At 63.6% G+C, this 26,284-nt stretch carries 27 protein-coding genes; 8 read left to right on the forward strand and 19 right to left on the reverse strand.

Features of this window, described 5'->3' with window-relative positions; all coding sequences use genetic code 11:
* Positions 1-60: 60 nt before the first annotated feature.
* Complete coding sequence (locus VXM67_RS21395) at positions 61-822, reverse strand: thioredoxin fold domain-containing protein (RefSeq protein WP_023382035.1); 762 nt, start codon at positions 820-822, stop codon at positions 61-63.
* 153 nt (positions 823-975) lie between these two features.
* Positions 976-1,872, reverse strand: a complete 897-nt coding sequence (gene xerD / locus VXM67_RS21400) for a site-specific tyrosine recombinase XerD (RefSeq protein WP_023382036.1) — start codon at positions 1,870-1,872, stop codon at positions 976-978.
* 68 nt (positions 1,873-1,940) lie between these two features.
* Here xerD and VXM67_RS21405 point away from each other — a divergent pair, with 68 nt between their 5' ends.
* Complete coding sequence (locus tag VXM67_RS21405; protein ID WP_104883362.1) at positions 1,941-3,746, forward strand: sodium:proton antiporter; 1,806 nt, start codon at positions 1,941-1,943, stop codon at positions 3,744-3,746.
* Between the two features lie 2 nt (positions 3,747-3,748).
* Here VXM67_RS21405 and VXM67_RS21410 read toward each other — a convergent pair whose 3' ends face one another.
* From VXM67_RS21410 to ffh, 6 genes are all read right to left on the reverse strand, one after another.
* A complete protein-coding gene (locus tag VXM67_RS21410) occupies positions 3,749-4,156 on the reverse strand; it encodes an acyl-CoA thioesterase (RefSeq protein WP_023382038.1) in 408 nt (135 codons plus the stop codon).
* 97 nt (positions 4,157-4,253) lie between these two features.
* On the reverse strand, positions 4,254-4,604 hold the full coding sequence (rplS, locus tag VXM67_RS21415) for a 50S ribosomal protein L19 (protein WP_023382039.1): 351 nt from the start codon (positions 4,602-4,604) through the stop codon (positions 4,254-4,256).
* Between the two features lie 42 nt (positions 4,605-4,646).
* A complete protein-coding gene (gene trmD, locus VXM67_RS21420; protein WP_008094486.1) occupies positions 4,647-5,399 on the reverse strand; it encodes a tRNA (guanosine(37)-N1)-methyltransferase TrmD in 753 nt (250 codons plus the stop codon).
* 3 nt (positions 5,400-5,402) lie between these two features.
* Complete coding sequence (gene rimM, locus VXM67_RS21425) at positions 5,403-5,939, reverse strand: ribosome maturation factor RimM (protein ID WP_023382040.1); 537 nt, start codon at positions 5,937-5,939, stop codon at positions 5,403-5,405.
* A gap of 5 nt (positions 5,940-5,944) precedes the next feature.
* A complete protein-coding gene (gene rpsP, locus VXM67_RS21430; RefSeq protein ID WP_023382041.1) occupies positions 5,945-6,196 on the reverse strand; it encodes a 30S ribosomal protein S16 in 252 nt (83 codons plus the stop codon).
* Between the two features lie 233 nt (positions 6,197-6,429).
* Positions 6,430-7,806, reverse strand: coding sequence for a signal recognition particle protein (ffh, locus tag VXM67_RS21435; RefSeq protein WP_023382042.1), 1,377 nt, complete (start codon positions 7,804-7,806; stop codon positions 6,430-6,432).
* Positions 7,807-8,093: 287 nt separating this feature from the next.
* On the opposite strand from ffh, the gene VXM67_RS21440 reads away from it, so the two are divergent.
* The 3 genes from VXM67_RS21440 (at position 8,094) to VXM67_RS21450 (ending at position 11,694) form a co-directional block, all read left to right on the forward strand.
* Complete coding sequence (locus VXM67_RS21440) at positions 8,094-8,903, forward strand: inner membrane protein YpjD (RefSeq protein WP_023382043.1); 810 nt, start codon at positions 8,094-8,096, stop codon at positions 8,901-8,903.
* A gap of 9 nt (positions 8,904-8,912) precedes the next feature.
* On the forward strand, positions 8,913-10,115 hold the full coding sequence (locus tag VXM67_RS21445) for a transporter associated domain-containing protein (protein ID WP_023382044.1): 1,203 nt from the start codon (positions 8,913-8,915) through the stop codon (positions 10,113-10,115).
* Between the two features lie 277 nt (positions 10,116-10,392).
* A complete protein-coding gene (locus tag VXM67_RS21450; RefSeq protein ID WP_023382045.1) occupies positions 10,393-11,694 on the forward strand; it encodes an MFS transporter in 1,302 nt (433 codons plus the stop codon).
* Between the two features lie 110 nt (positions 11,695-11,804).
* Here the strand turns inward: VXM67_RS21450 and purT are convergent, their stop codons facing one another.
* The 5 genes from purT to VXM67_RS21475 form a co-directional block, all read right to left on the reverse strand.
* On the reverse strand, positions 11,805-12,986 hold the full coding sequence (gene purT, locus VXM67_RS21455) for a formate-dependent phosphoribosylglycinamide formyltransferase (protein ID WP_023382046.1): 1,182 nt from the start codon (positions 12,984-12,986) through the stop codon (positions 11,805-11,807).
* A 77-nt stretch (positions 12,987-13,063) separates the two neighbouring features.
* Entirely contained in the window at positions 13,064-13,531 is a 468-nt protein-coding gene (locus VXM67_RS21460; protein WP_023382047.1) for a VUT family protein, read from the reverse strand.
* Between the two features lie 101 nt (positions 13,532-13,632).
* Positions 13,633-13,839: a DUF1289 domain-containing protein gene (locus VXM67_RS21465; RefSeq protein WP_023382048.1), complete on the reverse strand. Its 207-nt coding sequence runs from the start codon at positions 13,837-13,839 to the stop codon at positions 13,633-13,635.
* Positions 13,832-14,356 (reverse strand): gamma carbonic anhydrase family protein, encoded by a 525-nt coding sequence (locus VXM67_RS21470; protein ID WP_023382049.1) that lies wholly within the window; start codon positions 14,354-14,356, stop codon positions 13,832-13,834. Before VXM67_RS21470 ends, VXM67_RS21465 begins: the two co-directional genes overlap by 8 nt.
* A 43-nt stretch (positions 14,357-14,399) precedes the next feature.
* The gene (locus VXM67_RS21475; protein ID WP_023382050.1) at positions 14,400-14,999 is read right to left on the reverse strand and encodes a CoA pyrophosphatase; all 600 of its coding nucleotides are present in this window, start codon (positions 14,997-14,999) and stop codon (positions 14,400-14,402) included.
* A 125-nt stretch (positions 15,000-15,124) separates the two neighbouring features.
* On the opposite strand from VXM67_RS21475, the gene VXM67_RS21480 reads away from it, so the two are divergent.
* The 4 genes from VXM67_RS21480 to VXM67_RS21495 all read left to right on the forward strand — a co-directional run bounded on the left by VXM67_RS21480 (position 15,125) and on the right by VXM67_RS21495 (position 22,646).
* A complete protein-coding gene (locus VXM67_RS21480; RefSeq protein WP_027906552.1) occupies positions 15,125-15,676 on the forward strand; it encodes an NUDIX hydrolase in 552 nt (183 codons plus the stop codon).
* Between the two features lie 20 nt (positions 15,677-15,696).
* Entirely contained in the window at positions 15,697-16,251 is a 555-nt protein-coding gene (locus VXM67_RS21485; protein WP_023382052.1) for a L,D-transpeptidase family protein, read from the forward strand.
* Positions 16,252-16,410: 159 nt separating this feature from the next.
* Entirely contained in the window at positions 16,411-18,093 is a 1,683-nt protein-coding gene (locus tag VXM67_RS21490) for a ShlB/FhaC/HecB family hemolysin secretion/activation protein (RefSeq protein ID WP_023382053.1), read from the forward strand.
* 26 nt (positions 18,094-18,119) lie between these two features.
* The gene (locus VXM67_RS21495; protein WP_367237363.1) at positions 18,120-22,646 is read left to right on the forward strand and encodes a hemagglutinin repeat-containing protein; all 4,527 of its coding nucleotides are present in this window, start codon (positions 18,120-18,122) and stop codon (positions 22,644-22,646) included.
* A 37-nt stretch (positions 22,647-22,683) separates the two neighbouring features.
* Here the strand turns inward: VXM67_RS21495 and gspN are convergent, their stop codons facing one another.
* From gspN to gspH, 6 genes are all read right to left on the reverse strand, one after another.
* On the reverse strand, positions 22,684-23,343 hold the full coding sequence (gene gspN, locus VXM67_RS21500; protein WP_027906555.1) for a type II secretion system protein N: 660 nt from the start codon (positions 23,341-23,343) through the stop codon (positions 22,684-22,686).
* A complete protein-coding gene (gene gspM / locus VXM67_RS21505) occupies positions 23,340-23,726 on the reverse strand; it encodes a type II secretion system protein GspM (protein ID WP_367237364.1) in 387 nt (128 codons plus the stop codon). Before gspM ends, gspN begins: the two co-directional genes overlap by 4 nt.
* Positions 23,723-24,817 (reverse strand): GspL/Epsl periplasmic domain-containing protein, encoded by a 1,095-nt coding sequence (locus VXM67_RS21510; protein ID WP_027906557.1) that lies wholly within the window; start codon positions 24,815-24,817, stop codon positions 23,723-23,725. The genes gspM and VXM67_RS21510 overlap by 4 nt, the downstream gene beginning before the upstream one ends.
* Complete coding sequence (locus tag VXM67_RS21515) at positions 24,814-25,404, reverse strand: prepilin-type N-terminal cleavage/methylation domain-containing protein (protein WP_027906558.1); 591 nt, start codon at positions 25,402-25,404, stop codon at positions 24,814-24,816. The genes VXM67_RS21510 and VXM67_RS21515 overlap by 4 nt, the downstream gene beginning before the upstream one ends.
* Positions 25,405-25,479: 75 nt before the next feature.
* Positions 25,480-25,848, reverse strand: a complete 369-nt coding sequence (locus tag VXM67_RS21520) for a type II secretion system protein GspI (RefSeq protein WP_023382059.1) — start codon at positions 25,846-25,848, stop codon at positions 25,480-25,482.
* A complete protein-coding gene (gspH, locus tag VXM67_RS21525) occupies positions 25,845-26,282 on the reverse strand; it encodes a type II secretion system minor pseudopilin GspH (protein ID WP_023382060.1) in 438 nt (145 codons plus the stop codon). Before gspH ends, VXM67_RS21520 begins: the two co-directional genes overlap by 4 nt.
* Between the last annotated feature and the right edge of the window lie 2 nt (positions 26,283-26,284).

Consider the following 26,284-nt stretch of genomic DNA (forward strand, 5'->3'; position numbering starts at 1 on the left):
CGGCACCTGCGCCGACCGTGAAACATGCCGTCACCCCATGACGACGGCGTACTGAATGAATTACTTGGCGGCCTGCTGCTGGCCGGCCAGGGCCAGCTTGGCCACTTGCGGCGCGGGCTGGTAGCCCGGAATCACCTGGCCGTTTTCCAGGACGATCGCCGGTGTGCCATTGACACCGATCGACTGCCCCAGCTGGAACTGCTTGCTGACCGGGTTGGTGCACTTGGCGGCCTTGATTTCCTTGCCATCGATCATCTTGTCCAGGGCCGCGCGGCGATCACTGGAGCACCACACCGCCTGCAACTGTTCATCGCCCGGGGAGCCGAGGCCCTGACGCGGGAAGGCGACATAGCGCACTTCGATACCGCGACGGTTCAGCTCAGGCACTTCGGCGTGAAGCTTGTGGCAATACGGGCAGGTGGTGTCGGTGAACACGGTGATGTGCGACTTGGTTTCGCCCTTGGCAGGATAAACCACCATCTCGGCGGCTGGAATGCCGTTGATGAGCTTGGCGATACCAAGGCGTTCGGCCTTTTCGGTCAGGTTGACCGGCTTGCCATCCTGGATCTGGAACAGGTAGCCCTGCATGACGAACTGGCCGTCGGCACTGGCATACAGCACGCGACCACCCTGCAGTTTGACCTCGTACAGGCCACTGACCGGGCTGCTGGCCACGCTTTCCACTGGAACTTCCAGCTCGAGGTTCTGCAACGACTTGCGAATAGCCTGCTCCGCGCCGCTATTGGCATCGGTGGCCGCGGCGACGGCAAAGGTACTGGCCAGCGCCAGGGCGGCGGCGGCGAACATCTGGGTCAAGCGCATGGGAACTCCTGAAGGCGAACCGGGGCCGGGGGACGTTGTACGCGCAAAAACGCGGCAACCAAGCGGCCCTTGGTGCTAAACCGCTCAAGCCTACCACATCAGACGGGTGCTGAATGGGTCTACGGGTACCGGTCGGCGGAACATGAAAATGATTCATCCACGGGGGTGATGCTGGGCGTGCAGTTGCTGCAGGCGCGCCTTGGCAACATGGGTGTAGATCTGCGTGGTCGACAGGTCACTGTGGCCCAGCAGCATCTGCACGACACGTAAGTCGGCGCCATGGTTCAGCAGATGCGTGGCGAAGGCGTGGCGCAAAGTGTGGGGCGAAAGAGGTTTGTCGATGCCGGCAACCCGGGCATGGTGCTTGATGCGGTGCCAGAACGTCTGCCGGGTCATCTGCTCGCCGCGCAAGCTGGGAAACAGCACGTCGCTGGGGCGGCCATTGAGCAGTTCGCTGCGGCCTTGACGCAGGTAACGCTCCAGCCAGACCACCGCCTCCTCGCCCATGGGCACCAGACGCTCCTTGCTGCCTTTGCCCATTACCCGCAGAACACCCTGGCGCAGATTGACCTGATCGAGCGTCAGGCTGACCAGTTCGGTTACCCGCAAGCCACAGGCATACAGCACTTCGAGCATGGCCCGGTCGCGCTCACCGATGGCTTCGCCAAGGTCCGGCGCAAGGAGCAGTGCCTCGACGTCGGCCTCGGACAACGATTTGGGCAACGGACGACCTAACTGGGGCATCTCTACCAGCAGGGTCGGGTCGACCCCCACCCGCCTTTCTCGCAGCAGATAACGAAAGAAGCCACGCAGCCCAGACAAAAATCGCGCGGTGGAACGCGGCTTGTAGCCTTGGTCGAACCGCCATGCCAAATGATCGAGGATCAGGTCGCGGCCGGCGTCGGGCAGACTTACGCCACGCTCCTGCAGCCAGCCGTTGAACAAGGCCAGGTCACTGCGATAGGAAACGCGGGTGTTGTCGGACAGGCCTTTTTCAAGCCACAGAGCGTCGAGGAATTGGTCGATCAGTGGGTGGTCTAGAGCGGGCATGAAAACTCGGTGGCGAAGAACGAAATGACGCTTAGTCTTTCATAACAACGCAGGCATAGGGAGCCCGCATGAGCGAACAGCAAATCCTTCTGAGCTTCGGTGGCATCGGAGCGGCCGCCCTCGCCTGCCAATGGCTGGCCTGGCGCCTGAAATTGCCGGCCATTCTCTTTCTTCTGTTGTGCGGCATTCTCGCAGGCCCGGTGTTGGGCTGGCTCGACCCGCAGGCATTGTTCGGATCGTTGCTGATGCCGCTGGTCTCGCTGGCGGTGGCCCTGATTCTGTTCGAGGGCAGCCTGACCTTGCACCTGTCACAGTGGCGAGAGATCGGCAGCGTGGTGCACCGGTTGGTGACGCTCGGCGCACTGACCACATGGGCAGTGATCGCTGTCGCGACCCATTGGCTGCTGGGTTTCGACTGGCCTCTGGCGATTCTGTTCGGGGCCCTGACCCTGGTCACCGGCCCCACGGTCATCGTGCCCATGCTCAGGGTCGTACGGCCTAACACCACCATCGCCAACATCCTGCGCTGGGAAGGTATCGTCATCGACCCGATTGGTGCACTGCTGGCAGTGGTGGTGTACAGCTTCATCATTGCCAGCGCAGAGGGTAACGGTCTGAGCCAGAGCCTGGTGACCTTCGCCGGGGTGATCTTCTGCGGTTGTGCACTCGGCGCCGCCGGAGGCTGGCTGTTGGGCCAGATCATGCGCGCCCAGTGGCTGCCGGAATACCTGCACAACCTGGCATCGCTGGCGGCCGTGCTGGGCATCTTCATTGCCGCCAACCAGATCGTTCACGAGTCGGGGCTGCTGGCAGTGACGGTGATGGGCATGTGGCTGGCCAACATGCCGGGCGTGGATGTCCGGCAGATCCTGCACTTCAAGGAAAACCTCAGCGTACTGCTGATTTCCGGACTGTTCATTCTGCTGGCTGCGCGCCTGGACCTGCATGCGCTACTGGCCCTCGGCCCTGCCGTATGGGCCCTGCTGCTGGTCATACAATTGCTGGCACGCCCGTTGAACGTGCTCGTCTCCACCCTGGGCTCACCACTGAACTGGCGCGAACGCGCACTCCTGGCCTGGATTGCCCCGCGAGGCATCGTCGCCGCAGCGGTTTCGGCGATTTTTGCCATCCGCCTGCACGAAGCCGGGCACCAGGATGCCTTGCTGCTGGTACCGCTGACATTCGCCGTGATCATCGGCACGGTGGTGCTGCAAAGCGCCACAGCCAGGCCCCTGGCGCGCCTGCTCAAGGTTGCCGAGCCGGCACCGAGCGGCTTCCTCATCGTCGGCGCCAACGAGCCGGCGCGCGCCATCGGCAAAGCCCTGCAACAGTTGGGTTGCCGGGTACTGCTGACCGATTCGAGTTGGGAGAACATCCGTGCTGCACGCATGGACGGGCTGCCCACCTATTTCGGCAACCCGGCCTCGCAACATGCCGACGCGCACCTGGACCTGGTCGGTCTCGGCCATCTCCTTGGCCTGTCGCCGGCTGGCGAGATCAACACCCTGGCCTGTGCGCGCTTTCGCCATGATTTCGGCCATAGCCGCCTGTTCGTGCTCGCCAGCGGACTGGAAAAACAGCGAAGCGACAAACATCGGGCCGCCGAGGAGCATCGCGGGCATTTACTGGGTGCGAGCCCAATGACCTACCTGCAACTGGCCAACCGCCTGCATCAGGGCGCAGAGCTCTACAGCACCCACCTTACCCAAGGATTCGACTGGGAAGACTATCAGGCGCTGCATGGGGAGCGTGCGCACCTGCTGTTCGCCCGTGACGACCATGGTTGGGTCCATGTGGCCAGCCCGGACAACTCGCTCGCGCCGCAACCAGGGTGGACCTTGGTGGCGTTGATCGAGCCTGCTCCGGCCCAATGAACTCAGGCCTCTGGCAACACTGGCACCGGACGTTTGTCCTCATCGATGGCGACGAAGCTGAACACGCCATGGATCGCGCGCTCACGGCCATCGAGGTACATGTTCTCGACGAATACATCGACCTGCACCTGCAGGCTGGTATTGCCGACCTTGATCACCGTCCCGACCAGCTCGACGATCGAGCCAGCTGGAATCGGGTGCTTGAAATCGATCCGATCAGTGGAAACGGTCACCAACGGCAAGCGACAGAAACGCGTGGCGGCAATGAACGACACTTCGTCCATCCAGGCCAGCGCAGTGCCGCCGAACAGGGTGTTGTGGTGGTTGGTGGTATTGGGGAAAACGGCTTTGGTCACGCGGGTCACCGACAGTTCGGTGCGGCGCAGGATTTCCTGGTCTCGGGTCGTCATGGCTGATACATCGCAAGGGTTTCAAAACGCAAAAAAGCAGCCCGAAGGCTGCTTTTTTGTTCTCGCTGGGTGGCCTTGGCCACCCGGAAAACTGCACTCAGGACAGTTTTTCTTTGATGCGAGCGGCTTTGCCGGACAGGTCGCGCAGGTAGTACAGCTTGGCTTTACGCACGTCACCACGACGTTTCACGGCCAGGCTGTCGATCTGTGGGCTGTAGGTCTGGAAGGTACGCTCTACGCCAACGCCGCTGGAGATCTTGCGCACGGTGAAGGCGCTGTTCAGACCGCGGTTACGCTTGGCGATAACGACGCCTTCGAACGCCTGCAGACGGGAACGCTCACCTTCCTTCACTTTAACCTGGACGACAATGGTGTCGCCTGGTGCGAAGGTTGGGATTTCCTTGTTCATCTGCTCGGCTTCGAGCTGCTGAATGATCTTGTTGGTCATGCTGTGCTCCTAAGATGGATAACTCGATCCACCATCGATACGTTAACTATCGTCCCGCTCGCGGAGATATTCCTCGAGCAGCTTCTTCTCTTCTCCAGAAAGCGAGCGACTTTCCAGAAGATCGGCGCGTCGTTCGAAGGTCCTACCAAGGGACTGCTTCATCCGCCAACGCCGGATATGTGCATGGTTGCCACTTAGCAACACGTCGGGAACACGCTGATCCGCATACACCTCAGGTCGGGTGTAGTGCGGGCAATCGAGCAGACCGTCGGTGAAGGAGTCTTCCTCCGCCGAGTCCACATGCCCTAAAGCTCCGGGCAGCAGTCGTGTAACCGCATCGATCAGTACCATGGCCGGCAGCTCGCCACCGGAAAGCACATAGTCACCAATCGACCACTCCTCATCGACATGAGCCTCGATAAAACGCTCGTCGATGCCTTCATAACGACCGGCGATCAGGATCAACGATTCCTGTTCGGCCAGGCCTTTGACCGCTTGCTGAGTCAGCTTGCGGCCTTGCGGCGAAAGGTAGATCACCTTTGCCGATGCTCCGGTCGCTTGCCTGGCGCTAACCAAGGCGTCTTCCAGAGGCTTGATTTTCATCACCATGCCCGGACCACCGCCAAACGGCCGATCATCCACCGTGTGGTGACGATCTGTGGTGTAGTCCCGCGGGTTCCAGCAAGTCACCTGAAGCAACCCCTGTTTCACCGCGCGGCTGGTAATGCCGTACTCCGTGATGGCCGAAAACATCTCGGGGAACAACGTGATGACGTCTACGCGAAGGTTACCCATCGATTAGAAGTCCGCGTCCCACTCGACCCGCATCACGCCTGCTTCGAGGTCGACGTTGAGCACGCATTGCGCCGTATAGGGCAACAAACGCTCGCGATCATCCAGGCTGCCTGCGCAGGGCTTGACCACCATTACATCGTTCGCACCGGTCTCCAACAGGTGATCGACCTTGCCGAACAGCTGTTCGTCCTGGTTGATGACCTTCAGACCCACCAACTGGTACCAGTAGTACTCGTCAGCAGCCAGGTTGGGCAAAAGGCTCCGCGGAATGCAGATTTCGTAACCGCTCAGAAGACGGGCTTCATCGCGATCATCGAGGCCTTTCAGTTTCACGACCAGGCCCTTTTGGGAGCCACGACCGTTGACCAGTTCGACCTGCTTTACAGTGCCTTCGTGCCGAAGCGTCCAGCGCCGATAATCCAACAGGTTTTCAATCGGATCGGTAAAGGAATACACCTTCACCTCGCCGCGAACGCCGTGAACCGAAAAAATCTTGCCAACGACGATGAGGTCGTCAGCCTTTTCTGGCGTCGCGTTCATATTACTTAGGCAGCGGCCTTGGCAGCGTCCTTCAGCAGCTGAGCAACACGCTCAGACGGCTGCGCGCCCTGGCTCAGCCAGTAGTTGACGCGTTCCTGGTTGACCGACAGCTTGACTTCAGCGCCCGAAGCGATCGGGTTGAAGAAGCCAACGCGCTCAACGAAACGGCCGTCACGGGCGTTACGCGAGTTGGTCACGGTCAGGTGGTAGAAAGGGCGCTTCTTGGAGCCGCCACGGGCAAGACGGATGGTTACCATGTGAACATCGTTCCTATAGTCGGTGCTGCAAATCTGAATGCCAAATGGGCACACGGGTGCCCAAAAGGCCGCATATTCTCGGGGAATACACGGACATTTGCAAATGCCTTTTTCGGCAAGGCCTCACCTCACCGTCCAGATCTGCCGGTTGAGCCGCGAATTTCACGGCCATTATCCCGCCGCAGCGGGGTTCTGGACGCCTGCCTTGTCAAAGGCGAGCGCCCGAATAGGTTTTACAGTTTCGGCATGCCGCCGCCTGGCAGCATTCCACCAAGGCCGCGCATCATCTTGGCCATGCCGCCCTTGGCGGAGAATTTCTTCATCATCTTCTGCATTTGCTTGTGCTGCTTGATCAACCGGCCGACATCCTGCACCTGAGTGCCGGAACCCAGCGCGATACGGCGCTTGCGCGAGCCGCTGATCAGCTCCGGATCACGGCGCTCGGCCGGCGTCATGGAGTTGATGATCGCTTCCATCTGCTTGAACTGCTTCTCGGCCGCGCCCTGGGCGTTGCCCATCTGCGCCATGTTGACACCACCGATGCTCGGCAGCTTGTCCATGAGGCCGCCCAGGCCGCCCATGTTCTTCATCTGCTGCAGCTGGTCGCGGAAGTCTTCGAGGTCGAAGCCTTTGCCCTTCTTGAGCTTCTTGGCCAGCTTGTCGGCCTTGGCCTTGTCGATGTTCTGCTCGGCCTGCTCGATCAGGCTGAGCACATCGCCCATGCCGAGGATGCGCGAAGCGACGCGGTCTGGGTGGAATGGCTCGAGGGCCTCGGTCTTCTCGCCCATGCCGATGAACTTGATCGGCTTGCCGGTGATGGCACGGACCGACAGTGCGGCACCGCCACGGGCATCACCGTCGACCTTGGTCAGCACCACGCCGGTCAGCGGCAGGGCTTCGCCAAAGGCCTTGGCGGTATTGGCCGCGTCCTGACCGGTCATGGCATCGACCACGAACAGGGTCTCGATCGGCTTGACCGCAGCGTGCAGCGCCTTGATCTCGTCCATCATGTCGGCGTCGATGTGCAGACGGCCGGCGGTGTCGACGATGACTACGTCGATGAACTTGAGCTTGGCCTCGCGGATCGCCGCTTCGGCGATGGCGACCGGCTTCTGGCTGATGTCGGACGGGAAGAAGGTCACGCCGATGTCGTTGGCCAGGGTCTCCAGCTGCTTGATCGCCGCCGGGCGGTAAACGTCGGCCGAGACCACCATCACGCTCTTTTTCTTGCGTTCCTTGAGGAAGCGCGCCAGCTTGCCGGCGGTGGTGGTCTTACCCGCACCCTGCAGACCGGCCATCAGCACCACGGCAGGTGGCGCGGCATTGAGCGCGAGGTCTTCGTTGGCCGCGCCCATCAGGCTTTCCAGCTCGGCCTGGACGATCTTGACGAACGCCTGGCCTGGGGTCAGGCTGCGCGACACCTCGGTGCCGACCGCACGCTCCTTGACGCTGTTGACGAAATCCTTGACCACCGGCAGGGCAACGTCGGCCTCGAGAAGGGCCATGCGCACTTCGCGCAACGTGTCCTTGATGTTGTCTTCGGTCAGCTTGGCCTTGCCGGTAACATGGCGCAGCGTCTGTGACAGGCGGTCGGTCAGGTTTTCGAACATGGTGATCCTTTCAGGCCCAGTAAAAGCCGAGGTTTGTCAGGCGTCCTGGGGGGAAACGCACACACCCCGGACACAGCAAGGCGGCGATTATAGCGAAGTGCGGCGGCGGCGCACACCTTGGCGCTGACCCTCTGGATATTCGGTGCTGCAGCCGATCCTTTCGCGGGCAAACCTGCACCCACAGGACAGATGTGCCAGCGAAACGGCCGACCGGGTCGGCCCAGTCTTCCTTGCGCAACGCGTTCTATGCCAAACTCCGTCTCTTTAAGGCTCGCCAACCAGGACTTATGTTCTCCTCACCCAGCCTCATCCCCAACCTGATCGCCGCCGGCCTTTATATAGCAGCGACCATTTATCAGAGCTTGCACCTGGCGCAGGGCCGCAAAGCCGACAAGCGGCTGCTCGGTTTGCTCGGTGCTCTCGCCGTGGCTGCCCAGGGCGGCGCCCTCTACTTCCAACTGATCACACCGTTGGGCTTGAGCCTCGACTTCTTCAGCGCCGCCAGCCTGATCGCCGTGGCCGTGATTGCCCTGACCCTGCTGGCGTGCCTGCGCATTCCGGTAGAGAACCTGCTGGTGTTGCTGTTCCCGCTAGGCGCAGTCACCGCATTGCTGGCCCAGTTCGCCCCTCCGGGCACCGTGCCGTTGATCGACGAGGAACCGGGCATCCTGGCGCATATCCTGCTGTCGATCCTGGCCTACGGCCTGTTCACCATCGCGGTGTTCCAGTCCTTGCTGCTCCTGCTGCAGGACCGCCAGCTCAAGCACAAGCATCCGTCCGGGCTGATCCGCAACTTCCCGCCACTGCAAACCATGGAAAGCCTGCTGTTCGGCTTCCTCTGGGCAGGCTGGGGGCTGCTGTCGCTGTCGCTGATCTCGGGCTGGCTGTTCCTCGAGAACCTGTTTGCCCAACACCTGGTGCACAAGACCTTGCTGGCCTGCGTCGCCTGGGTGGTGTTCAGCGTGCTGCTGTGGGGCCGTACCCGCCTGGGCTGGCGTGGCCACAAGGCGATCCGCTGGACCCTGGCCGGTTTCTGCCTGCTGATGCTGGCCTACTTCGGCAGCAAGCTGGTTCGCGAATTCATCCTGCACATCTGACGACTGCCCATGGACTCCCTGCCGTACGCCCCGCTACTCGGCACCTTGGCACTGGCGCTACTGTGGTCGGCGCTGTTCACCGCCGTGGAGACCGCCCGCGTGCTGCTCAACGGCACGCTGCGCCAGGGCGATGATGGCCATTCCGCCCTGCCGGGCCAAGCCCTGGTGCTGTGCGCCAGCCTGGGCAAGTTGCTGGTGCTGGGCTTGGCGTGCCTGATGGGCCAACGCTACAACGGCGAGCACGGTTTCTGGTTGGCCGGCCTGGCAGCGTCCGCGGCACTGCTGGTGTTCGCCGAATTCCTGCCCCGGCGGCTCGCCAGACGCAACCCACAAGCCTTTGCCACCCTCGGTACCAGCCTGCTCAAGCTCCCGCTCACCTTGCTGCAGCCGCTCGCCTTGCTGCTCGATGGTTGCGCCAAACTCATCCTGCGCCCATTCCGTGTGCAACCCACCGCCGTGGCCCTCCACCCTCAGGAAAGCCAGGACTTCGATGAGGACGAACTGCCGGAAACATCCCACGGCTTGCTCGATGGCCTGCAATCGCTGGACAAGATCACTGTCAACGACATTCTGGTGCCGCGCAACGAGGTGGACGGCATCAACCTCGACGACCCGATCGAACGCATCATCGAACAACTGATCGTCAGCCGTCACACCCGCCTGCCGGTCTACCACAGCGATATCAACCAGGTTGAGGCCATCCTCAACACCAAGCTGATCAGCCACCTGCTACCCAAGGCCGAACTGACCCTGGAGAAACTGCACAGCGCCTGCTACGAGCCCTACTTCGTTCCAGAAAGCACGCCGCTGCAGCTGCAATTGCTGAACTTCCACAAGCAGCAACGACGCCTGGGTGTGGTGGTGGACGAGTATGGTGAAGTGCTGGGCATCGTCACCCTCGAAGACATTCTCGAAGAGATCGTCGGCGAATTCGAGGACGAACACAGCCTGGACAACCCCCACGTACACCCCCAGGCCGATGGTCGGTTCGTCATCGAAGGCGCGGCCTCGTTGCGAGAAATCAACCGCAGCCTGGGCTGGCACCTACCCTGCGACGGCGGCCCGAAGACCCTCAACGGGCTGGTGACCGAAGCCCTGGAAAGCATTCCGGAAAGCGCCGTTTGCCTGAAGATCGGCCGCTATCGCCTGGAGATCCTCGAAACAGAGGACAATTGCGCCAGCAAGGTACTGGTGTGGACCGTGACCCGATAGCTATACTCGGGTCACGCTTACCCAGCCCCGCCGTCACGCCTGCTACCCGCACCCGGCGCCATACGGCCAGTCCGCTTCACTGACACGCCCCGCGGTCCTGCTTCAACACCCCGAACAGTGCCCGCTCCCGCCCCTATCCCCCTTGGGCTGCCGTCAGTCGAGCGATCACAACAATACGCTTCCGGCGTCCGCGAGACCGTGCCTGCCTGTCGTTTCGAGTGCGCGCGATCGTGGGCCAAGCCCATGGAGCAAGACCAGACTGTTAGGGACCTACTTAATGACAACCAGCAGCACTTACGCCGAAGCGCCAGCCGCCCCGGTCAATTCCCCGGCTCGGGTCGCCACCGCCAGTTTCATTGGCACCGCCATCGAGTTCTACGATTTCTATGTCTACGCCACCGCCGCCGCGCTGGTGATCGGCCCGGTGTTCTTCCCGTCCGGCTCCGGCACCGCACAGATGCTGGCGGCGTTTCTGACCTTCGGTATCGCGTTCCTCGCCCGCCCGCTGGGTTCGGCACTGTTCGGCCACTTCGGTGACCGCATCGGACGCAAGTCGACCCTGGTGGCCTCGCTGCTGCTGATGGGCGTGTCCACGACACTGATTGGCGTACTGCCGGGCTATGACAGCATCGGCGTCTGGGCCCCGATCCTGCTGTGCCTGCTGCGCTTTGGCCAGGGCCTTGGCCTGGGCGGGGAATGGGGTGGCGCAGCACTGCTGGCCACCGAGAACGCACCAGAGGGCAAACGCGCCTGGTTCGGCATGTTCCCGCAACTGGGCCCTTCGATCGGTTTTCTCGCGGCCAATGGCTTGTTCCTGACACTGGCGCTGGTGCTCAGCGACGAGCAATTCCGTGACTGGGGTTGGCGCATTCCCTTCCTGCTTAGCGCTGCACTGGTGCTGGTCGGCCTGTATGTACGCCTGAAGCTGGAGGAAAGCCCAGTGTTCGCCAAGGCCGTCGCCCGTCATGAGCGGGTCAAGATGCCAGTGGTGGATCTGTTCGCCAGGTACTGGTTGCCAACCCTGCTGGGCGCCGCGGCCATGGTGGTGTGCTATGCGCTGTTCTACATCTCCACGGTGTTCTCGCTCAGCTACGGCGTTTCGACCCTGGGCTACAGCCGCGAGAGCTTCCTTGGCATGCTGTGCTTCGCCGTGGTCTTCATGGCCCTGGCCACGCCGCTGTCGGCCTGGCTCAGCGACCGTTACGGGCGCAAACCGGTACTGATCGTCGGCGGCCTGCTGGCGGTGGCGTCGGGCTTTGCCATGGAACCGCTGCTGACCTCGGGCTCGACCACCGGCGTGGCGTTGTTCCTGGCCATCGAGCTGTTCCTGATGGGCGTGACGTTCGCCCCGATGGGCGCATTGCTGCCAGAGCTGTTCCCGACTCACGTGCGTTACACCGGCGCGTCGGCGGCGTACAACCTGGGCGGTATCGTTGGCGCCTCGGCGGCACCGTTCTTCGCCCAGAAACTGGTGAGCATGGGCGGGTTGAGCTGGGTGGGTGGGTACGTGTCGGTGGCGGCGGTGATCAGCTTGATTGCCGTGCTGTGCCTGAAAGAGACACGCGATACTGCGCTTTGAACATCACGGCCTTCACAGCCTGATCGCCGGTAAGCCAGCGCCTACACGTCAAGGCTGTACCTGTAGGAGCCGGCTAGCTGGCGATGGGCCGCAGAGCGGCCCCTTCAGGATCAGAACTCGACCTGAACCGCCTGCGCAGCGCGGGTCGCCTTGGCACGGGCCGCTTCGATCGACTCGTCACGCGCCAGGCATACGCCCATGCGGCGCTGGCCGTTGATTTCCGGCTTGCCGAACAGGCGGATCGCGGTGTCTGGCTCGCTCAGCGCGGCGTCTAGGTTGGCGAAGCTGGTCTGCTGCGACTTCCCTTCAGGCAGGATCACCGCCGAGGCCGACGGGCCAAACTGACGCACCACCGGAATCGGCAGGCCCAGGATGGCGCGGGCATGCAGGGCGAACTGCGAAAGGTCCTGGGAAATCAGGGTCACCAGGCCAGTGTCGTGCGGGCGTGGCGACACTTCGCTGAACCACACCTGGTCGCCTTTGACGAACAGCTCAACGCCGAACAGGCCGCGGCCGCCCAGTGCATCGGTGACGGCCTTGGCCACACGCTGCGACTCGGCCAGCGCCTTCGGGCTCATCACCTGAGGCTGCCAGGATTCCTGGTAGTCACCCTTCTCCTGACGATGCCCCACCGGTTCGAGGTAAGTGGTGCCACCGACGTGGCGCACGGTCAGCAGGGTGATTTCGTAATCAAAGTCGATGAAGCCTTCAATAATGACCCGGCCCTTGCCGGCACGTCCGCCTTCCTGGGCGTAATCCCAGGCCTTCTGCAGGTCGGCATCGCTACGCAGCAGGCTTTGGCCCTTGCCCGACGAGCTCATGACCGGCTTGACCACGCAAGGGTAGCCCAAGTCGGCGACGGCCTTGGCGTAGTCTTCGAAGGTATCGGCGAAATGGTAGGGCGAGGTCGGCAGGTCGAGCTCTTCGGCGGCCAGGCGGCGGATGCCTTCACGGTTCATGGTCAGCTGCGTGGCGCGGGCGGTGGGCACCACATTGAAACCTTCGTTTTCCAGCTCGACCAGGGTCGCGGTGGCGATGGCTTCGATCTCCGGAACGATGTAGTGCGGCTTCTCGGCCTCGATCACCGCACGCAGGGCAACGCCGTCGAGCATGTTGACCACGTGGCTGCGGTGCGCCACCTGCATGGCCGGTGCATTGGCATAACGGTCCACGGCGATCACTTCGACGCCCAGGCGCTGCAGCTCGATCACCACTTCCTTGCCCAACTCGCCGCAGCCGCAGAGCAGTACTCGGGTCGCGGTGGGCGACAATGGGGTTCCGATACGGGTCATTTCAGGTCCTCGAAGGCGTCCGGGGCCGCGCCAGGCTGTGCGCTGCCCGCTGAAAAAAGGACCGCTATTCTACACCATCAACCAGCCACGGCGGCCCGTCGGGCACGAAATGCCATGGCCAGCCACACCGCGGTGACTCCGGCAAACTTGGAAGCCATCGCGGTACCGATGACCACTGGGGTCATTGCCCCGATCATGCCGAAGAAGATGAAGGTATCGACCGGGATGCTCAGCGCCGAGCTCAACCACAGTCGATCACGCAGCGGCCTGCGAGTGATGCTGAACACCAGCCAGTCGATCAGTTCGGAGACGAAGAACGCGGTGGCGCTGGCCAACGCGATGGCCGGTTCCGACGTGACGTACGACAGCACCAGCGCCACCAGCATGGCAACCAGGGCGCCGTGGCCGAAACGGGTCTGCACCATGTCGCGCAGGATGAATACCAGCCCACCCCAGGCGGACCAGATAACGTCCAGGTGCGGTGCACTGGAGAAGGCGTAGTTGATCAGCACTACGCTGCTGATGTAGGCGATGAGATAGAACATGGTGGGGGAGATCTTAGGGCAAGCCTGACAGATTAGCGCCGCCTTCTTCGCGGGTAAACCCGCTGCCACAGGCACGCCGCCCCTTCAAAGGCAACACCCCATCACTGCCCCATGATCAGGCCAGAAGCCACCGCCCGCTCATGGCAAAGCTTCAACACCGCCCGGCGCTCGTCATTGCTCATGCGCCCCCAACGGCCAATTTCCGCCACGGTGCGCTGGCAGCCGGTGCAGATATCCTGTTCATCCAACGCACAGATGCTCACGCACGGCGAGGCAACCGGGCGCTCGGTCGCTACCACTTCACTCATCGTCGATCACCAGCTCCCGCGCATAACGCTCGGCATTGTGTACATAGTGGGCAGCGCTGGCTTCGAGCATGCGCTTCTGCTGCTCGGTGAGCTCACGTACCACCTTGCCCGGCGAGCCCATCACCAACGAACCGTCGGGAATTTCCTTGCCTTCGGGTATCAGCGCATTGGCGCCGATGATGCAATGCTTGCCGATGCGTGCCCCATTGAGAATCACCGCATTGATACCGACCAGGCTGTAATCGCCGACCGTGCAGCCGTGCAGCATCGCGTTGTGCCCGACAGTCACACCCTTGCCCAGGCTCAACGGAATGCCCTTGTCAGTGTGCATCACGGTGCCGTCCTGGACATTGCTGTCCTCGCCAATGTCGATCAACTCGTTATCGCCCCGAAGCACCGCGCCAAACCATACGCTGGCACGGGCCTGCAGACGCACTTTGCCGATCAGCGTGGCATTGGGCGCAGCCCAGCTGGTGGGATGACTCTCGACCCGCAGGTCGCCGAGGCGGTATTTCATGTTGGCTCCTCATGGCTCAAGGCAGATGGCGGGTGTATCCCGCTCAGTTTTCGATGTAGCGCTCGGGGGGCTCATGCAAGCTGATACCGGCATCGAACAACAGGTTGACCAGCTCGACGATCATGATCGCGGACAATCCCCAGATCTTGTACTCGCCGTAGCGGTAGCTGGGCACGTACCAGCTTCGGCCCTGGTAATCGATGCGATGGGTATGGTCGCGAGGGTCCTGGCGGAAGAAAGCCAGCGGCACGGTGAATACTGCCGCGATCTCGGCATCATTGGCGCGGTATTCGACGTAATCCGGGATCAAACCGACGAATGGCGTTACTTTCAGGCCATGCAACGAGATCAGCGGACTGAGCGGTCCAATCACCTCGACCAGCCCAGGCGGCAGGCCGATTTCTTCTTCGGCCTCACGCAACGCGGTGAACACCAGGTCAGGGTCATCCGGGTCGCGACGCCCGCCAGGGAAGGCGACTTCGCCACCGTGGGTCGACAACCCCTTGGCACGCAAGGTCAGGACCAGCTCGGGTTCTTCGCTACGGGTAATGGGCAAAAGCACCGCCGCTTCTGGGAACCGTCGGTCGGTTTCCAATGATGCAGGTTCATGGTTGCTCATTCGGCGAAGAAGCTCGTCCAGCATTGCGCACTCTCGTTTCCAAGGCCTTCGAGCATGATGCACCAAAGCCGCGAAGCACCCAAGCCCCGTGAGCTTGCGAGCACCCCGCCTGGCGCGCCAAGATAGGTCGATCACAAGGGAAGAACAGCATGAAATTCTGCAGCGCGTGCGGCCAACCGGTCATTCAACGGGTACCCGATGGCGACAGCCGCCAGCGGTATGTCTGCGAACATTGCCAGACCATTCATTACCAGAACCCCAACATCGTCGCCGGTGTACTGCCTACCTGGGGTAGCCAGGTGCTACTATGCCGGCGCGCCATTGAACCGCGCCGTGGCTTCTGGACCTTGCCCGGCGGCTTCATGGAGAACGGCGAGACCCTCGACCAGGCCGCCCGTCGCGAAACCGTCGAGGAAGCCTGTGCCCAGGTCGGTTCGATGAGTCTCTACCAATTGTTCGACCTGCCGCACATCAACCAGGTGCATGTGTTCTTCCGCGCCGAACTGCTCGACCTCGACTTCGATGTGGGCATAGAGAGCCTTGAAGTGCGACTGTTCGAAGAAGACGAGATCCCGTGGGACGAGCTGGCTTTCCGCACCGTCACTCGCACACTAGAATGCTATTATCGCGACCGCATCGGGCAGGCCTTCCCCGTTGGCCATGAATACCTGCCACCGATGAACGTCACGTCTACCACTTAAGTTTTCAGGGATACCGCTTCATGCGCTGGTTGTTCGCCCTTTTCTGCCTTTGCATTACGTCGGTGACCCAGGCGGCCTACACCGAGGTCATCATCCGCAAGCCGCAACCGCCCGCGCAGGCGCCTTCGCCCTCCCAGACCGCCATGCAACCGCTGATCGACAAGGTGCTGGTGATCAAGTCCGAGCGCCGCCTGCAGCTGATCAGCCGTGGCGAACCGCTCAAGACCTACCGCATTTCGCTGGGCAAGCAGCCCAAGGGCCCCAAGGAACGCGAAGGGGACAAGAAGACCCCCGAGGGGCTGTACTGGCTCGACTGGCGCAAGCAAAGCGACCGCTTCAACCTGGCCATGCACATCTCCTACCCCAACATCAGCGACGCCGCCCGCGCCACCCGCGAGGGCATCAGTGCCGGCAGCATGATCATGATCCATGGCACGCCGATCAACGACGAGTACCCGGAGTGGTACTTCCACACCCTGGACTGGACCGATGGCTGCATCGCCATGCGCAACAACGACATGCGCGAAGTCTGGGACCTGGTCAAGGACGGAACACTGATCGAGATTCGCCCCTAAGGTCCTACATTTCAATTTGAGCTGTAGGAAGCTTCGCACGGTATTTCCACTCCGTGCCTACGCCCGCCTAGGCACGGGATCGCATCCAGGCCCTGCGCTGCATTTTTAGAATCCCCGCATACCGGTACCTGAACGGTACTGACCTTGCGGGGTTGTTCGATGCAGTACCCATCACGCCACTTTCTCATCCTCATCTTTGCCTGGCTGATCGCCGGCGCACTGACCATGGCCCAGGCCCTGGCCGACGACCCCGCCAGCCAGCAACTGCGCGATCAGCAGCGCGCGTTGCGACAGCTGGAACACCAGCAACGTCTGCAACGCTGGCAACGCCCCTGGACGCCTGACAGCACCGAAGTCACCTCCCCCGACCAGCCGAGTGACGGCCACTGCTGGAAAACCTCCGGCGTACGGCTGGCCGGCAGCCAGCTACTGGCGCCGCAACTGCTGGAAACCACGGTACGACCACTGGTCCCCGCATGCATGGGCATCGCCAGCATCAACCGGTTGCTCAAAGCCATCACCCAGCTCTATGTCCAGGCCGGCTACCCCACCAGTCGCGCTTACCTGCAACAAGCCCCCCACGATGGCGAACCGCTCGCCATCGTCGTCATCGAAGGCTTCGTCGAGTCCATCGAATTCGCCGGGGCCGAACTGCCACTGTCGCTGCGCGGCGCATTTCCAGACGTCCTGGGGCGCCCCCTGTACCTTCCCGATCTGGAACAAGGGCTGGACCAACTCAACCGCTTGCGTGCCTACGAACTGGGTATCGACCTATTGCCTGGTCAGATTCCCGGTGGGACCCGCGTACACGTCGTGCCGCACAAAGTGGCTTCACGCTGGCATCTGGACAGCCACTTCGACAACCGCGGCAGCGCGCTCACCGGCCGCCACCGCCTGAGCCTAAGCCTTGGCCTGGACAGCCCGCTGGGCCTGAATGACGACCTGCGCCTGTCACGGGTCTCGACCGTCGTCGATGCGCCGGGCCAGAGCCAGGGCATCAACCTGCACTACAGCATTCCCTACGGTCCATGGACCTTCGCCCTCAACGCCAGCGAACTGCGCTATGGCGCGCCCATTCCCCATAGTCCGCACACCACCAGTGGTCGCAGCAGCTATCAAGGGCTGAACCTCGAGCGCACGCTCTGGCGCGACCAGCGCGGCATGCTCAGTGTCAGCGGCCGACTGAACCGCAAGCAGCTGATCAACCGGAGCAACAACGCGGTACTGGCCTTCCAGAGCCCCACCCTCACGACGCTCGAAGCGGGCGTCAACCTGCTCTGGCTCGACCATGGCTTGTGGAACGCCTACCTGGGCATGAGCCAAGGCGTGGACTGGTTCGGCGCGGACCGATCGGCTCTGCGCGCCGATGCGCCTCGCCCGGATTTTCGCAAGTACAGCGCCAGCCTGTTCCATTTGCGCCAAGGCCCCGCGCACCGGCCATGGCGCTGGCACAGCGAGCTGGCCCTGCAATGGAGCGACGACGTGCTACCCGCCGTCGAACAACGCCTGCTCAGCGATGACTCGGCCGTGCGCGGATTCCGCCAGGCCACCCACGCCGGCGCCAATGCGGCCCTGTGGCGCAACACCCTGAGCCAGGTGCTGCCAATGGACTGGACCGGGCCGGTGCAGGTGCGCCCCTACCTCGGCCTGGACCTTGGCTGGGTGCAGCTTGCCGGGGATTCCCCCAGGCACCGCCTGGCGGGAGCAGCGGTGGGCATGGAACTGAGCCTGCCCAGCAGCCGCCTGCGCCTGGACTACCAACATGCCCTGTATGCCAGCGATTTGCCCCGTTCCGGTCTGGAGCGCGGCTTCTGGGTGCTGGAGTGGTCCCTGAACATCTGATTCACCCACAAAAAGAGAACGAGAACATGCAAACACTCTCGCCGTTGAAATCCCCCCGTCCCGATACCTTGCGCTGGGCCATTTTCCTCGCCGTGCTGAGCCCCGGCACCGCTATGGCCCAAGGTGGCCTGCAAGCGGCACCAGGCCCAGGCGGCACACCCGTGATCAACAGCGGCCACGGCGTTCCGGTCATCGACATCGTCGCCCCCAACGCCAATGGCCTGTCGCACAACCAGTTTCTCGACTACAACGTGGGTAGACCCGGTTTAGTGCTCAACAACGCCTTGCAAGCCGGCCAGTCGCAGCTGGCCGGTGCCCTGGCCGCCAATCCGCAGTTCCAGGGGCAGGCAGCCTCCACCATTCTCAACGAGGTCGTCAGCCGCAACGCATCGTTGATCGAAGGGCCGCAGGAAATCTTCGGCCGCCCGGCCGATTACATTCTGGCCAACCCCAACGGCATCACCCTCAACGGCGGCAGTTTCATCAACACCACCCGTGCAGGCTTCGTGGTCGGCACGCCCGAGATGCAAGCCGAGCAACTCCAGTACCTCGACACGCTCAGTGCCAGCGGCAGCTTGCAGGTGCTCGAAGGTGGGCAGAGCAACAGCGAAGGCGCGCTCGACCTGATCGCACCCCGCCTGAACAGCACGGGGCTGCTGCAGGCCAAGCAGGATCTGAACATCACCGTAGGCCGCCATCGGATCGACCACGGCAGTGGCCAGATCGTCGAGCACCTGCCTGCGCTGCCCTCGACCATCGACGCCAGCCTGTTCGGCGCCATGCGTGCCGGACGCATTCGTGTGGTGAGTACCGCCGAGGGCGCTGGAGTGCGCATGGGGGCGATGGAGGTCGAAGGCCGCGAGGGTATCGACATCCGCTCCGCTGGCGGGTTGCAGGTGAAGGGCGATGCCGAAAATCATGCCAAGCTGCGCAGCGAACAAGGCGCGCTGACGCTCAGCGCTGCCGACGACCTGAGCCTGAGCGCCGTCGACGGCCACGCCAGGCGCGTCGAGCTCAAGGCCGACAAGAAGCTGACCCTGGATGCCGAAACCCGGGAAACCATCGAGCGAAATCGCGACAAGTGGAACAAGAAGTTCCTGTTCGTCACCCGGGAAACCTACAACCGTGAGCGCACCACCACCAACAAGGCGCAGCACGGCACAACCCTGCACGGTCGCGACGGCATGGCCTTGCAGTCCGGGGACGACATGCAAATGGTGGCGGCCAACCTCAGCACCCCCAGCGACCTTGAGCTGAACAGTGGCGGCAATCTGAACATCGAAGCCGGTATCGACAGCCTGCGTATCCAGGAAAAGGTGCGCCATCGCAAGGACCTGTGGCGCGGAGACCGTGACTCGGACCTGCTCGCCGAGAAGGCCAATGCCAGCGCCCTCGATGCCGGACGCATGACGGTCAAGGTTGCCGATACCCTCAGGGTCAACGGCAGCACCCTGCACAGCGGCGGCGACCAGACCATCAAGGCAAGGACCGTCGAGGTGCGGACCACAGCCTTGAAAGAACAGGGCACTCAGCGCAATTACCGGGGCGATCTGGTATCCGGCACCTTCTTCGGCGACCGCAAAGGCAAGGAAAGCCAAGGCCAGACCGTGGTCGGCAGCAGCATCACCAGCGACGGCGCCATGCAGGTGGTCGCCGACCAAGTCAGCCTCAAGGGCAGCCGTGTCATGGCCGAGGGCGATGCCGTGCTCTACAGCGAAAAAGGTCACCTGGCCATCGAAGCCGATCAGGGCAGCAGCACGTCCACCCAGCGCGATAGCAGCAGCAAGTTGTTCGGTCTGCTCGGCAACAAGCACGAGAGCAAAACGCAAAGAGCCCAGGTGTTGATCAGTGACGTGTCGTCCACCACCAACCTGCGCCTGGCCAGCGCCGACGCATTGCGTGTGCGGGGCGCCAGGGTGGAGGCCGGCAAGCACCTGCAAGTCGAAGCAAAGGGCGACCTGCTGGTCGACAGTGCACAGTCCCGGGACCTCATCCAAACCTCGTCCCAGCAGCGCAGCTTCAGCGCCGATGCCAGGCAAACCCATGCGGCCCAGGACGGCAAGCCTGAATCGCGCCAGTACGCGGCCAGCGTGGGCTATGAAGTCGCCACGACGACCGGTGAACGCGTCGAGACCCGCCAGGTTGCCAGCGAACTCAAGGGCGCCTCGGTAACCCTCGACAGCGGCGCTCATCTGCAGGTCAATGGTTCGAAGGTTCAGGCCAGCGCGGGTGACCTAGGCCTGCACGGCAAACAGTTGACCCTGGGCGTCACACGCAACGACACGCAAGAAACCACCCGTACTCAGCAGAGCGGTGGCGGCCTGACCGTGACCGGCGGCATCGACCGGCTCGGCAGTGCGTTCGATGGCCACCACGACACCCACACGGTCACCGCGCTCGACAGCAAAGTGCAACGCAGCGAACTCCAGGCCAGCGGCGACGTGAAGATCGACACGGGCGAACTGGCCAACGAAGCGGCACGCGTCGAGGCCGGTAAAACCCTGCAGGTCGTCGCCACGCACATCGACAACCGCGCCCCGGAAAACATCGAACAGCGTGAGGAAGTCACCGACAACTGGCGTGGCAGCCTGGGGGCCAGCGTGGAGTACCGTGATCTCACCCGCCCGATCGAGCGCCTGATACTGGGCGAGGAGGCTCAGCGCTTCCAGCAAGCTTCGCCCGAAGATGCCATGGCAGCGCCCAGCGTGGGTGCCGACCTGACGCTGGAGCACATCAAGCGCCTGGAAAACCAGCGCCGTGGCTATGCCCAGGTCAGCGAGTTGTCCGGCAGCGCGGTGACCAGCAAGGCTGACATCATCGAAGACCAAGGCACCGCGTGGCGAGCCAACGCCGGCGCCTTGCAGATCGACGCCGACCGGCATCACCTGCGGGCAGCCGAAAACACTCAGCAGACCACTGTGCAGCGGCTGGCCTATGGCGGCGACCTGCGCGTGGACAGCACCACCGGCAGCGACCTGAACATGCGTGCCTCTGGCAAAGGCGGTTCACTGGACAAGCTGGAAGTCGCCAACACAGCGGTGCCCGGCAGCCTCTATGGCCAACAAGGCATCCAGGTACAGTTGGGTAGCGACGGCCGCTACGAAGGCACACGCTTCGATGGCGGTGACGGCCATGTCCTCGTTCGCAGTGGCGGCGACCTGGCCCTGACCCAGGCGACCAACCACAGCAAACAGTCGTCGCGCCAGCTTGATGGCAACGCCTGGGCCAAGGGCGGCAACCGCCCGGACAGCACCGGAGGCGAGACCCGCGGCTACCTCGACCACGTCCAGAAAAACAGCGAGCAAACCAAGGCACAGGTCGCACAGGTCGATGCCAAAGGCGAAGTACGCCTGAGCAGCGCGGGCGACCTGTTGCTCGAAGGCACCCGCATCGGCGACCGCACCGCCAAGGTAGGCGATACCTATCTGGACAGCGGCGGCCGTTTGCAGGTCAAGGCCGCCAGCGATACCCAACAGGCCAGTGGCGCCAACCTGGGCGGCGGCATGGAACTGGCGGCCAAGACGGGCGCTACCCAGAGCGGCGCCCTCGGTGGCCACTTCAGCAACGGCAGGGTGGACGAGAACGCCAGCCAGGCGGTCGATGCGCAGATCGCCAGCGGCGGAAAACTGAGCGTGACCAGCCGCGCCCGCGACAACCTCGCTGCGCACTTGCAAGGGCTGCAGGTTTCCGCCGAACAGATTGCGCTGAACGCAAGCAACGGCGGCCTGCGGATCGAAGCGTCGAAGGATATCGAGCGCCGCAACAACCTGGACATCACTGCAGGTGCCGGTTTCAGCATGGCCACGGGCGCGACCGATACCCGCGGCCTGCATGGCCGCGTCAAGGTCGACCTGGACAAGCGCGACAACCAGACCTGGAACGCCAATACCCTGCGCGCCGGGCACATCAGCCTGGCAAGCCTCGGCGACACACAGCTGGAAGGCACCAGCCTGGAAGCCGAGCGCATCACCGGCGATGTCGGCGGTGACCTGAAGCTGGCCAGTCTCAAGGACCGCGTCGATACCCTGACAATCAATGCCGATGCGCGATTGAGCCAGGAAAAGAACCCGCAGGGCTACGTCAATGCCGCCAGTTCGCTGGCCGGGCCATTGGGAGGGAACGTCGCGAAGAAAGCCGGCCCGGCCTTGAGCAAGGCGGAACCCGGCTTCTCGCCAACCTTCAGTCTCGACCTCACCCACGCGCAGCGTGACAGCGTCGCTCACCCGACAGCGCTCAAAGGCAGCGAAGGTATCGACCTGAACGTCGCAGGCGAAGCGCAGTTGATGGGCGCGCGGTTGCAGTCGGCCAAAGGCGATGTCGCACTGCGTGCCCAAGCCGTAACCCGTGAAACCCTGAGCGGCAGCGATTATCGCCGTGACGTGTCGATCGACGCCTCCAACTCGCCAGTCGACCTGGGTACCGCCGTGGCCCAGCTGACCAAAGGCAAGGGGGCGGCCGATGGCGAGAATGCGCTCGACCTGGGCTTGCTGCGCACCAGCGGCTACAACCGCAACCAGGCGTGGGCATCGAGCGTACAGGGCAAGCGTGACTGACTGGACCGGGCGGGTGGGGCGTCGTCGCCCTGCCCGCCTACCACCTCAAGCGACGCTGACCTGAAGTCGCCTGTGCCTCCATCCATTGCGCGCCACGCAGCACGGGCGTCAAGGCGGCATCGGGCTGCATCTGGAATCGGACCTGCGCCGTTCGCTGCATCAGGTCGGCATCCAGGTTCACCTGGTGCTGCCCCTGCAGCGCCAGGTGTCCCAGCAGATGCCAGCCCGCCCGGCAATCCAGCTCGATCGAGCCTTGCCCCAACGCCAATGACCAGGGTGCGCTCACCGCCACATCCACTGCCTGCAGGCGCCCAGCCGAACCCTGGCAGTTCAGCCCCGAGCCTTGCGCCGTCAGCGTGCCTTGCCATTGCCCCGCCAGGCGATAGTCCGCCTGCGCAGTCGCTTGCGCACCTGTCGCCTGCACCTGCAAGCGCCAGCGCCATGGCCAACCTTCGGCACGTAACTGCCAGGCCTGGCCTTGGTAACCCAGCTCGCCGATTGCTACCAGACGCCATGGTTGCAAGGTCCATCGCAACGGACCGACCGCCCCCCAATGTTGCGCCTGTCCGTGCCACAGCGTTCCGCTGACGCCGCCAAGCGCGGCCCCCGAGGCGCGCGCCACCCAACTGGCGGGTAATTCCACCAGCACGGTCAGCCCGAACACCAGTGCCATCCACAACAATCCGCGTCGGCTCATGGCTGCACCAACAGGTCGAACCGCAAGCGCCCGGCGTCCTGCTCCAGCCCCCACTGCAGCGGCTGCACGCCCTCTGCCTGGAGTGTCTGCAACCAGCCCTGAAGATGCTGCGCATCTGCGACCTGGCCGCGCACCTGCCAGCGCTCGCCTTGCGGCTCGACCTGGCTGATGTCGATGCGCGCCACCAGGGCCGACTGATGCAAACGCTCAAGGCTCAACGCCGGCCCTCCAGGCAAACGGCCAGCCGTTTGCGCCAGTTCGCGCCATTGCCCCAGCTCACGCCAAAGGCTCAGCCCTTCACGGGTAACCAGCACCGCCACCAGCAGCCCGATCAGGCACCCTGCGAGCACGCCCCGCTTGCGCTGCAACCCGCACAGGTTCATACCGCATCCCCCAGGTCGAAGGTCACTTGCCACTGCAGCGCCGGCGTCCCGCCTTGAACCTCGACACGCGCACCGGCCGTCTCGGCCATTTCACGCCAGGGCGGCGCAACGCCGTCACCCTCCAGGCGCAGGTGCCAACGCTGGCCGTCGAAGCGCACCGCTTGCAGCCGCCACTGGGGGTGCTCACGCAGCCAACCCTGCAGACGTGCTTGCAGCTCGTCGAGCTGGCGTAAGCGCAGCTGCTGCTGTACCTGGCCTTCCCGCAGGCGCTTGAGCGCCTGGGCAGCCTGGCGAGGGCTGGCATGCTCGCCGGCAACCGCCGCCACCTCGGCACGCCAGACCTGGGCTTGGTGCCACTGCTGGGTCAGGCACACCCCGCCCCACGTACACGCCAACAGCAGGCAGGCGACCAGCAGACCGCGCTGTTGCCGCGACACGCCAGGCAACTTGCATGCCCCACCGCGCTGCTCGAACACACGAGGCAATTGCGCCAGCGACGCCAAGGGCGTCGGCCATGGGCCTTCCATGAATTGTCTGCGCAGGCTTGACCAAGGGTGTTCTGGCAGCTCGCCCAGTCCATCGGGCCAGGCCAGCCACAGCTCGTTCGCCTCGGCCGTCATGCCCTTGAACAGCGTCAGGCCCGACGATCTTCGCCACTGCCAGGCAGCACCTGGTTCAGGCATCGGCATCAACTGGAACTCGGCCCAACAGTGCTCGGCCTGCAGCCCCCACTCGGCACACTGCTCGCGCCAGCCCGCCAGGGCCTGGCGCGCCACCACCAACAACTGCAGTTGCCCGGGTGGGGCGCAGAGGCGCGCGCACACGACATCCTCCGGGTGCTCAAGCAAGCGATCTTCCAGAAGCATCGGCCACTCCTCGCGCTTGAGCCGCGGCGGTGCCGCCACTTGGAACTGGCTGCAATGCTGCGCGGGGATGATCAGCACAACCTGAACATCCTCCTGCACCGGCGGCTTACCTACCCCTTCTGTTGTCGCGCCCCTCGTGTCGATCAGCATCCAGTCCCAGACGATGCCCGGCCGCAGCAACAAGCGGGGCCGATTCGCTGTCCGTCGACGCCACTCAAGCATCATGACCGCCCCCAAGGGAGAACGAAGGTGCAGACATAGGGTGCTCCATCACGCTGCAGTTCCAAGCGCACGCCGCGACCTGGGTGCGCCGGTTGATCGGAAGGCCAGGCCAGCCAGCGGCCACCCTGGTGGTAAAGAATGTTCATCGCGCTGACCCGCTCCAGTTGCTCACGCAATACCCAATGGGGCGCGCCAGCGGCGTACAGGTCGGCAGAGCTTTCCAGTAACACGCGCTGTTGGCGGACATCGAAACGCAGACGCTGGCGCTGAAGCCGTGAACCCCCTTCGGCTTCTGGTATGGCGGCAGCAGCCACCCACAGCAGTTGCTGGCGGTCGGGCTGCCAATCGAGCCACCGGCTGGCCAGTGGCAGGCGTTGTTCATGGACACGGCGCAGCACCGGGCTGTCGAAACGCCGCTCCAGGGCCAGGCAAAAGTCCAGCACACTGGTTTCCTGGGTCGTCGACTGCAGCCGTTCGCGCACCTTCAGCCAGCCATTGACCAGCGCCGAAAGCATGACGCCCAGTAGCGCGGTCAGGGCCAGTGCGACCAACAGTTCGATCAGGGTCAGGCCCGCCTGGCGCCGCTTCATTGGGTCACTCCCATGGTCGCTTTCATAGCCTGATCTCCGCCAAGCCAGCGCCTACAGAACAGCTGATCGCGGGCATCAGGGGCGCTCCAGAAATACGCTGAACTGGCCCAGCGCAAGGCGCTGGTCGCGGTCGGCGTAAAGCTGCAACTCACCCCGGCGCAAGTCGCGCACACCGGTGCCACGCAACTGCAATTGCCAATGACAGGCTTGCCCGCCCTGGCTCAGCACGCCGCCAACCTGGTTAACGGTCGGCCAAAACTGCTCGACGGTGAAGCGCGCTTGCAGCTCCCGCGCGCAGAGCAGCCCGAGGCGGTGGTGTTGCACGCTATCCTGAACGGCCAGGCGCTGGCGCAAGACCTGGCTGGTGATGACCGCCAGCACGGCGGCAATCGCCAGGGCGACGGTGACTTCCAGCAAGGTGAAGCCCTGTTGCCTGTGCTTCATGGCGCCGCCGCTACCCGCAAACGGCCATCGCGGCTCCAGTCCCAGCGCTGGCTGCCCTCGGCCCAATGCCAGCGCACACTGCCCGGCTGCGCCCAGCCTTGGGCCGTGAACAGCACGCGAGGTTGCGCGCTGGCCGGCCAGTCAGGGCGCAAGCCCTTGGGCCAAGGGTCGAAGGTGACCGGTTCGACGACCCAACGTGCCCCCTCCCTGCGGACGAACTGTGGATGCTGGCCGGTCCAGCGCAACCCGCGCAGTTGTCCGGTGTGGCGTGCCAACGCAGCCTGTGCGCGGGTCTCGACGGCCAGGCGCTGCAACGCCTGGTCGACATTCGCCCCACCGCTCTCGAGTGAGGCGACGGCAAGCCCGGTCATCAACCCGGCGATGGCCAGTACCACCAGCAGCTCAAGCAAGCTGAAACCGCGCTGGTCCGTCATGG

The sequence above is a fragment of the Pseudomonas sp. Rh2 genome, from assembly GCF_040762985.1.
GTDB classification, from domain to species: Bacteria; Pseudomonadota; Gammaproteobacteria; order Pseudomonadales; family Pseudomonadaceae; genus Aquipseudomonas; species Aquipseudomonas taiwanensis.